Origin of the sequence: Marinimicrobium sp. UBA4509, from assembly GCF_002388575.1 — a bacterium.
Taxonomy (GTDB): domain Bacteria; phylum Pseudomonadota; class Gammaproteobacteria; order Pseudomonadales; family Cellvibrionaceae; genus Marinimicrobium; species Marinimicrobium koreense.
Genome location: NZ_DGMV01000050.1, coordinates 165036 through 172886, shown reverse-complemented (window position 1 = coordinate 172886; position 7851 = coordinate 165036). Strand labels below are relative to the sequence as shown.

General features: G+C 60.2%; 13 protein-coding genes. 10 read left to right on the top strand and 3 right to left on the bottom strand.

Features of this window, described 5'->3' with window-relative positions:
- From B3520_RS08820 to B3520_RS08775, 10 genes are all read left to right on the top strand, one after another.
- A partial coding sequence (locus B3520_RS08820) for a tetratricopeptide repeat protein (RefSeq protein WP_286875875.1) occupies positions 1 to 1109 on the top strand: 1109 nt, incomplete at its 5' end.
- Positions 1096 to 1776 carry a tetratricopeptide repeat protein gene (locus B3520_RS08815; RefSeq protein ID WP_286806115.1) on the top strand — a complete coding sequence of 227 codons (681 nt, stop codon included), beginning with the start codon at positions 1096 to 1098 and terminating at the stop codon, positions 1774 to 1776. The genes B3520_RS08820 and B3520_RS08815, both read left to right, overlap by 14 nt.
- Entirely contained in the window at positions 1773 to 2081 is a 309-nt protein-coding gene (locus B3520_RS08810; protein WP_286806117.1) for a hypothetical protein, read from the top strand. The genes B3520_RS08815 and B3520_RS08810 overlap by 4 nt, the downstream gene beginning before the upstream one ends.
- A gap of 199 nt (positions 2082 to 2280) precedes the next feature.
- Entirely contained in the window at positions 2281 to 2961 is a 681-nt protein-coding gene (locus tag B3520_RS08805; RefSeq protein ID WP_036160864.1) for a MotA/TolQ/ExbB proton channel family protein, read from the top strand.
- Positions 2962 to 3007: 46 nt separating this feature from the next.
- Positions 3008 to 3526, top strand: coding sequence for an ExbD/TolR family protein (locus B3520_RS08800; protein ID WP_286806119.1), 519 nt, complete (start codon positions 3008 to 3010; stop codon positions 3524 to 3526).
- Positions 3523 to 4032 carry an ExbD/TolR family protein gene (locus tag B3520_RS08795; RefSeq protein ID WP_024461554.1) on the top strand — a complete coding sequence of 170 codons (510 nt, stop codon included), beginning with the start codon at positions 3523 to 3525 and terminating at the stop codon, positions 4030 to 4032. The genes B3520_RS08800 and B3520_RS08795 overlap by 4 nt, the downstream gene beginning before the upstream one ends.
- Before the next feature lies 1 nt (position 4033).
- Positions 4034 to 4984, top strand: coding sequence for an AgmX/PglI C-terminal domain-containing protein (locus B3520_RS08790; RefSeq protein ID WP_286806123.1), 951 nt, complete (start codon positions 4034 to 4036; stop codon positions 4982 to 4984).
- Between the two features lie 54 nt (positions 4985 to 5038).
- Complete coding sequence (locus tag B3520_RS08785) at positions 5039 to 5221, top strand: PLDc N-terminal domain-containing protein (RefSeq protein WP_286806125.1); 183 nt, start codon at positions 5039 to 5041, stop codon at positions 5219 to 5221.
- Positions 5222 to 5368: 147 nt separating this feature from the next.
- Positions 5369 to 5632, top strand: a complete 264-nt coding sequence (locus tag B3520_RS08780) for a CopG family transcriptional regulator (RefSeq protein ID WP_286806127.1) — start codon at positions 5369 to 5371, stop codon at positions 5630 to 5632.
- Positions 5617 to 5907, top strand: a complete 291-nt coding sequence (locus tag B3520_RS08775; protein WP_286806129.1) for a type II toxin-antitoxin system RelE/ParE family toxin — start codon at positions 5617 to 5619, stop codon at positions 5905 to 5907. Before B3520_RS08780 ends, B3520_RS08775 begins: the two co-directional genes overlap by 16 nt.
- Positions 5908 to 6006: 99 nt before the next feature.
- Here B3520_RS08775 and B3520_RS08770 read toward each other — a convergent pair whose 3' ends face one another.
- From B3520_RS08770 to B3520_RS08760, 3 genes are read right to left on the bottom strand one after another with little or no spacing between them, the layout of a single operon-like run.
- Entirely contained in the window at positions 6007 to 7197 is a 1191-nt protein-coding gene (locus B3520_RS08770; protein ID WP_286806132.1) for a DUF3570 domain-containing protein, read from the bottom strand.
- Positions 7184 to 7408 (bottom strand): DUF4266 domain-containing protein, encoded by a 225-nt coding sequence (locus B3520_RS08765; RefSeq protein WP_286806134.1) that lies wholly within the window; start codon positions 7406 to 7408, stop codon positions 7184 to 7186. The genes B3520_RS08770 and B3520_RS08765 overlap by 14 nt, the downstream gene beginning before the upstream one ends.
- On the bottom strand, positions 7405 to 7851 hold the full coding sequence (locus tag B3520_RS08760) for a TlpA family protein disulfide reductase (RefSeq protein WP_286875873.1): 447 nt from the start codon (positions 7849 to 7851) through the stop codon (positions 7405 to 7407). Before B3520_RS08760 ends, B3520_RS08765 begins: the two co-directional genes overlap by 4 nt.

Below are 7851 nucleotides of genomic sequence, written 5' to 3'. Positions count from 1 at the left end.
GGCCCCAGACCGAAGACGGTAGCGCCAGAAGCATTAACGGCGCGCCCAGTCAGGCCGAGGTGCGTGAGCGTATCGCCGCCAGTATGTACCAGCGCGCCCGCCAGCAACTGGACGCCGGGGAGATGTCCGGGGCGGTGGCATTGCTCGCGGAGATTCCCGAGACTCTGCCCACCACCGAAGTGGCGGTCCAGGCCCAGTTCGATACCGCGCACTACCTGATGCAGCTTGAACGCTGGCCCGAGGCGCAACAGGCCCTGGAGACGTTCCGGGCGGCTTATCCCGATAGCCCACTGCAGGCGCAGATTCCGGTGCGTCTGGCCAGGGTCTATCAGGCCCGGGAAAACTGGCTGGCGGCGGCCGCCGAGCTGCGCCGGGTCGAGCAGATCAGCGACGATCCCGAGCTGCAGCGCGAGTCGCTCTACCTGGCCGCTGAGCTATACCAGCGTGCGGGGGAGCGTAGTGAAGCGATCGACGCCTTTCGACGCTATGCACACAACTATCCGCAACCGGGGGCCGACCGGCGGGAGGCGGAGTACCAGATGACCGAGCTCTATCGGCAGACCGGTGAGGCGGACAAACGCGCGTTCTGGTTGCGTCGATTGGTGGATGGTCATCAGTCGGGGGAGGGTCGCTCCAACTACCTTGCCGCCTTCGCCGCCAGCGAACTGGCGGAGTCGAGTTTCAATGCGTTCAGTCAAATCAGACTGCGCCTGCCTCTGGGGCCGAGCCTGGAACGCAAACGCGCAGCCCTGGAGCGGGCCCTGGCGGATCAGGAGGCCATTCTGGACTACGGGGTGGCGGAATTCAGTACCCGTGCCAGCCACCGTATGGCCGCGATTTATCACCAACTGGGGCGTGACCTCATGGACTCCGAGCGCCCGGAAGGTCTGGGGGTGTTGGAGCTGGAGCAGTACGATATTCTGTTGGAAGAGCAGGCCTATCCCTTCGAGGAAAAAGCCATCGAACTCTACGAAATCAATGCCCGACGCACCCAGCGCGGCGTTTACGACCTGTGGGTCAAAGAGAGCTTCGGAGCCCTGGCTCAGATACTGCCGGCCCGCTATGGCAAGGAAGAACAGGTGGCGGAGGTTAGCCGTGGGATTTACTGATCTGAATGCTGTGCGGCGGCTGACTATGCTGTGTGCCTTTCTGGGGCTGACCGCCTGTGCCACGGCGCCCCAATCGGAGCCGGAGGCGGAGGTGGACGTGTCAACCGAGGCATCGGCGCCATCGGCGCTGCCCGAAGGCCCGGTAACCCCCAACCCTTACGAACAGATGGCGGTGAGTGTCAGCGCTCGGGCGCAGGCGGACTTCGACCGGGCTCTGGCGGCCATGGCCCAGGGCAATGACGCACAGGCACAGCAGCTGCTGAGCGCGATGACCGAGCAGTATCCCGCACTGTCCGGCCCCTGGGTCAACCTGGCGAAAATTCACAGTGAACAGGGTCGGGTAACGGAGGCCAAGGCCGCCCTTGAGCAGGCCCTGTCGATCAATCCCAATAACCTGGATGCCTACAACCAGCTGGCCCTGTTGCAGCGTGAGGCCGGTGATTTCGAGGCCGCCGAGCAGTCCTATCGGCAGGCGCTGACGGTCTGGCCGTTTCACGCCCAAAGCCACCTGAACCTGGGGATCTTGCTGGACCTGTATCGGGGCGAAGGTGAACAGGCGCTATTGCACTACCGCGCCTACCAGCAGCGTCAGGATGAACCGGACCGTCGGGTGGCGGGCTGGATCGTCGATCTGGAGCGGCGTCTGGCCGCAGAGGAGGCACAATGAACCATTGGACTCGAGGGCTGTTTTTCTTGCTGCTGGCGGGGTTATCCGCGTCGCTTTGGGCGCAAGAGAGTGAAACCGACGCTGAGCGGGACGCCGGACCGGTGATCGAGCTGGAATCCCGGGTGACCGGCAACCGCGAGCAGCCCCAGGTTTTTCATGTGGTGCCCTGGCAGACTCCGGAAAGTCCTGAGCCGGACTATGACCCCCTGGAGCGGCAACTGGAGAGCGTCTTCGGTCACGTCGAACGGGATGAACTGCAGCGCACCTTGCGTCAGCGGGAAGAGACGGTCGAAATCGCCGACTGAACGGCAGCGGAATCCTCCCAAAAATCAACCTGCTTCACAGTTTCGCTGCGGCCAAGTCGGCATAATGATCAACGCGTCAGGCGGGTTTGCCCGTCTCAACACTATTTCAAAAAATATATTCAAAAAAACATAGCAGGCTTTATAAACATCCGTCGTTCTATACGGGCGACGTCGCGTTTGCATTTTGAGGGCAATACCCATGGAATTTATCACTACCGTGCTGCGTTTTTTCCAGAACGGCGGCCCCTTCATGTATCCCATTGCACTGGTGCTGGTGGTAGGGGTGGCCGTGGCGCTGGAGCGCTGGCTCTACCTGACTCACGCCAAGTCCGCCAACCGCAAGGCCTTTCAGCAACTGATGCCACTGCTGAAAAAGCGCGATTACGCCGGCGTGATGAAACTCGGCCAGACCTCCCGAGCCCCCATTGCCCGGATCATCAGTGCGGGCGTCGCCCGGATGAGCCAATCCCAGCGTCGCGACGACATTGAGCTGGCGATGGAAGAGGGCGTGATGGAAGCCATGCCCCGTCTGGAGAAGCGCACGCCCTATCTGGCGACTCTGGCCAATATCGCCACACTGCTTGGCCTGCTCGGCACCATCATCGGTCTGATCGCCGCCTTTACCGCAGTGGCCGATGCCGACCCGGCGGAAAAAGCCAACCTGCTCTCGGCCAGTATTTCTGTGGCCATGAATACCACCGCCTTTGGTCTGATGTCGGCCATTCCCCTGTTGTTGTTTCACGCCACCCTGCAGACCAAAACCACCGAGATCATCGACAGTCTCGAAATGGCGGGCGTCAAATGCCTGAACCTGATGGGGGTGGGCACGGCTCAGCGGGCGAGCGGTAAGCCCGGTTCTGAACCATCGGCACAAGCCTGACGCCGTCCTCGCGGCCTTCTTACCCGGTTAAAGGACAGCAAGCGCGATGTTTCATCGACGGCGCCATCGACACAGAGAAGAAGCGGAGCTCGACATCACCTCCTTTATGAATCTGATGATCATATTGGTGCCGGTGTTGTTGATGAGCATGGTATTCGCCCGCATCACCGTACTGGATTTGCAACTGCCCAAAAGTGCCAGCAGCGAAGCGAGCGAAACCGACGAGCCCAATGAGCAGATTGAACTGATCATTCGTGACGATCATTTCCAGGTCAATTTCCCCGCCGGTGTTCCCGTCGAGCGGGTGCCTCATCAAGACGGTGAGCCGGACCTGCCCGCCCTGTCGGAATTGCTCCAGCAGGTGAAACAGACGCTCAAAAACCAGGGCATCGACAAAAACGATATTGTCATTCTGTCCGAGCCGGATACTCCCTATCAGACGCTGGTCAGTGCGATGGACACCGCCCGATCCTTCAGGGCGGTAGTGGCCGCATCGGTAGTGAACGCCGAACTCTTCCCGGTCATTTCCCTGGGCGATGCCCCCGCACAGGAGGCGAGCGAATGAAGCAGTCCATGCGCGCCCGCCGGATGGCCCGGCACCACCGTCGCCTGAGTCAGTTGCCCAAGCTTAATCTGGTGTCCCTGATGGACATCTTCACCATTCTGGTGTTCTTCCTGCTGGTCAACTCCTCCGAGGTGGAAGTGCTCAGCCGGGATAAAAATATCGAGTTGCCCGCCTCGGTGGCGGACCAGCAACCGGATGAAAGTCTGCTGCTGGTGGTGGGGGATGAGCAGATTCTGGTAAACGGTCGACCGGTGGCGTCCGTGGCCGATGTTCTGGCGCAGCAGGACGAAGAGATCCCCGGTTTATCGGAAGAGTTGGCCCTGCGCGCCGAGCGTGCCCGACCGCTGACGGAGGCCGAGGCGCAGATCGGCCGACCGATCACCATCATGGGGGATAAAGGCATTCCCTATAAACTGCTGAAAAAAGTGATGGCCACCTGCGCCGCCTCGGACTATCGCGATATCGCTCTGGCGGTCGACCAGATCGCCTCGGAGGCCGAGGGCTGATATGACCCGATATCCGAGCCCCAACACCGATCTGCCCTGGGAATCCAGCGCCGAGGACGATCAGCGCTACCGGCGAATTCTGCGCGGGCTGATCATACTGTTGCTCATTCTCGGGCTGGTGATTCCGTTCGTGCCCTTGCCAGAGCCCAGCCGGGACGAGGCACCGGAGCTGCCACCGCAACTGGCCCGGGTGATACTGGAAAAAGAGGAGCCGCCACCGCCTCCTGAGCCCGAGCCGGAACCGGAGCCCGAACCCGAGCCGGAAGAGACAGAACCGGAGCCTGAGCCCGAACCCCTGCCGGAACCCGAGCCTCAACCTGAGCCACCGCCCCCTGCCCGGGTGGAAGAGGCCCGGGAAACCGCCGCTCGCAGTGGCCTGATGCAACATCGGGACGCTCTGGCCGCCATGCGCAATACCCTGGATACCCGTAAGGTCGAGCAGGCCGCCCTGTCCGAGGGTCAGTCCGAGGCCGAGCGGCCCGACCGCAACCGCCTGGAAGGGCAGGTCGCCGAGGACAGCGGTGGCATCGATACCGATCAACTCAGCCGGGATACCGGTGGAGGCGAACTCGCCGCCCGGGAATCGACCCGGGTCAGCGATGAGGCGGAAGCGCTGGCAGCCGCCGAAGCAGAAGCCGCCGCGAGCGGCCCGAGAGAGCTGGCCGCTCGCAGCGACGAGGAAATCCGACAGGTCATCGACCAGCACATGGGCGCCATCTTTGCCATCTACAACCGCGCCCTGCGCCAGGACCCGCTTCTGCAGGGCAAACTGGTGGTGCGTATGGTCATCGAGCCCAGCGGGGAAATCTCCGAAGCGCGGATCGAGTCCAGTGAATTGAACAATGAAGAACTTGAACAGCGCCTGCTGGCCCGAATTCTGCTGATCACCTTCCCCGACGCGGATGTGACCGTGACCCAAGTGAACTATACTTTCGATTTCTTGCCGAGATAATCACTGCCACCCCGGCAGAGTTCTCGCCATCAACCAGAGAAAGGAGCGCGTTCAATGTCCATCGAGATTACCGGTATTCTGGGTCTTATCCTGCTGATCTGTGTCATCTACGCCTTGCTGCAGGTGGCCCAGAGTAAAGAGTCGAGCACCGCCAAACTCATCTGGATCCTGGTCCTGCTGTTCCTCCCCTTCCTCGGTTTTATCATCTGGTTGTTTATCGGGCCGCGAGGTAAATAGCCGGGGCCACAACCATTGCCCCTGATTCCCCTGACGCTCCGTCCGGTCGGCGCAGTGAGATCTTCCTCTTGCGGAAAAACTGGCAAATGATCAGCCGTGGTGTTACCGTTGTTAATCATTGTTTAACAACGGTAAACGGGTGACTTTATGTTGGGTGTTCGCCTGGATGAGCAGCTTGAAAGCCGTCTAAGTGCTCTGGCCGCCAAGACAAAACGCTCTAAGAGCTTTTTGGCAAAAGAGGCTTTGACCCGGTATATCGAGGAAGAAGAGCGCAAGGAGCATGAAAATGAGCTCACTTTGGCGCGTTGGGAGGAGTACCAGGAGACGGGTGAGACTGTAGATAATGACGCCATGATGGATTGGCTCGAATCCTGGGGTACGGATCAGGAGAAGTCATGCCCCGTGAAATAGTCTGGCTGCCGGACGCATCCAAAGATATTGCCCGCCTTAGAAACTTTCTTAAATCCCAAAACCCCCTCGCCGCACAGCGGGCGTCCCAGCGAATTGTTGAAGGCGTGAGGATTCTGCAAGATAACCCGGAAGCTGGAGTGCCAGTGGAAAACATGGGCGATTATCGGGACCTCATGCTGACGTTCGGGGCGGGTGAATATATTCTCCGGTATCGGGAAGAAACCAGCAGAATCGTGATTGTTCGTGTTCGACATAGCAAAGAAGAACACTTTTAGCGGATTCTTGACTCATCCAGGGGGTTACTCAGATTTCTATCGCGAACCTCGCGTAAGGATGCTGCCCGTCTATCTAACCTAACGTTTACGTCGAGTCGTCTAGAACCAGAACGATAGATAAAATCGGATCACGTTGGCATCAAACTGATACAGAGGTTCTTCCCCGGCGGCGTAGTCGTCGGGGGAAACCCGGACATCGCGAAAGTCTTCGTAGTCAAAACGGATGTGGTCCCAATAGAGGTTGATGCTGCTGCGTTCAAAACCCGGGATGGCGAAGCGCGGTAAATTATAGGTGGCACCCAAGCCAATCGTATTGGAGCTGAAGGGCCCCATTTCCTTATCGCGGGCCAGGTAGTTCTGGGCGTCGCGGAAGTCGTACAGATCCGAGTAAAAGTCCGCGCCGGTCTGATCGTAGTGGCGCAACTTCAACTCGAACAACCAGTTGTCGTCGTGACTGTGGGTGTAGCGCAGCTCACCGGTGTGGGCTTCGATCGCCCAGTTGTCCTGAAAGTATCGGTACTCCCCGCGCAGGGCGGAGCGGCGGTTGGGCAGGTGGTAAATGGCCCGCAGACCGAAGGCGTCGCTGTTGCGGGTGTTGGGGTAGACCTCCGGTTGATAGCTATAGCCACGGGCGCTACTGGAGTCCCGGTAGCGCACCTGCCGATACGCATTGTTCAGAAAACCTTCGTCAATGACCGCTTCATAACTGAACGCGGCAATCAGGTCGGTGCGCAGAATCTGGGTCAGGGTCAGTCCGTAGCGGCGGCGCTCCAGATGCTCTTCAAAGTCCGGTCGATCGTTGCGACCGATTACATCGTCGCCGTAGCTGGTGGTGAGGCTGACGGTGGTCAGGTCGCCAAAAAAAGTCTGGGTGATACCGAAGCTGACGGTTTCCGCGTCGTAATCATTTTCTTGGCTGGTAGCGTAGCCGGCGCTGATCAAGGTGCGGTCGTTCAGGTAGTCGATGCCGGCATTGTATTCGGTGCGCTCTTCGGCGTAGGGGCTGGCGGCAGAGTTGACGTCCACCCCAGCGGCTTCCACATCAATGGACGCGCCGCTGACGGTATCGACGTAATACTTACCGGACACCGAGACCGATTCGCCAATGCTTTTGCGCACCAACACCGAAGGCCCGTCAATCTTGACGCCGCCCCCATCGTAGCTGTGATACAGAACATCGATGCGCTCTTCGGGCAGTACGGACGCCCCGGCGGTGCCGGCAAAACACCCGACAGCCAGTAGCGCCAGCCAGTGCCTTGCCCGCGTGCGCGATCGATCAGTTGCAGCCACAGCCGCCTCCCGCACTGCCATCAGCGCCACGACCGGCCTCCCGGGCGTCGTGCACATGACCCAGATAACTGCTGGAAGCCGGGTCGCGATCAAAGCTCATGATCGGGTCGGCCAGCTTCTGGCGTTCGTAGGGTTGCACCCAGGGCTGCACACTGCAGGCACCGAGCAGAGCGCAGAAAGTGAGCGCGAGGCTGTAGCGAATCGGCTTCATTCGCGAATCAGCTCCCGGATCTGGTCGCGGTACTTGGCTTCATCACCTTCTTTGTAGCCGCGGTTGACGTAGCGCACATTGCCATCGCGATCCACCATCACGGTGGTGGGCATGGCGCTGACCTGGTAGGCGCGGCTGGCGGTGCTGTCGGGGTCGTACAGAATCGGGAAGGTGACGCCGACATCGTCCAGGAATTTTTGCGCGGCCTCGGGGTTCTGCTCGACGTTGACGCCGAACAGGGTGAAGCCGGCCTGCTCGTAGCGGTCGTGCAGCTCTTCCAGCAGCGGCATCTCCTTACGGCAGGGCGCACACCAGGAGGCCCAGAAGTTGATCATCACCACCTTGCCGCGCTGTTCTTCCAAACGAACGTTCTCACCGTTGTCGCTTTTCAGGGTGAAGTCCGGCGCCTTCTCGGCATAAGCCGAGGCCGCGAAACCGAACAT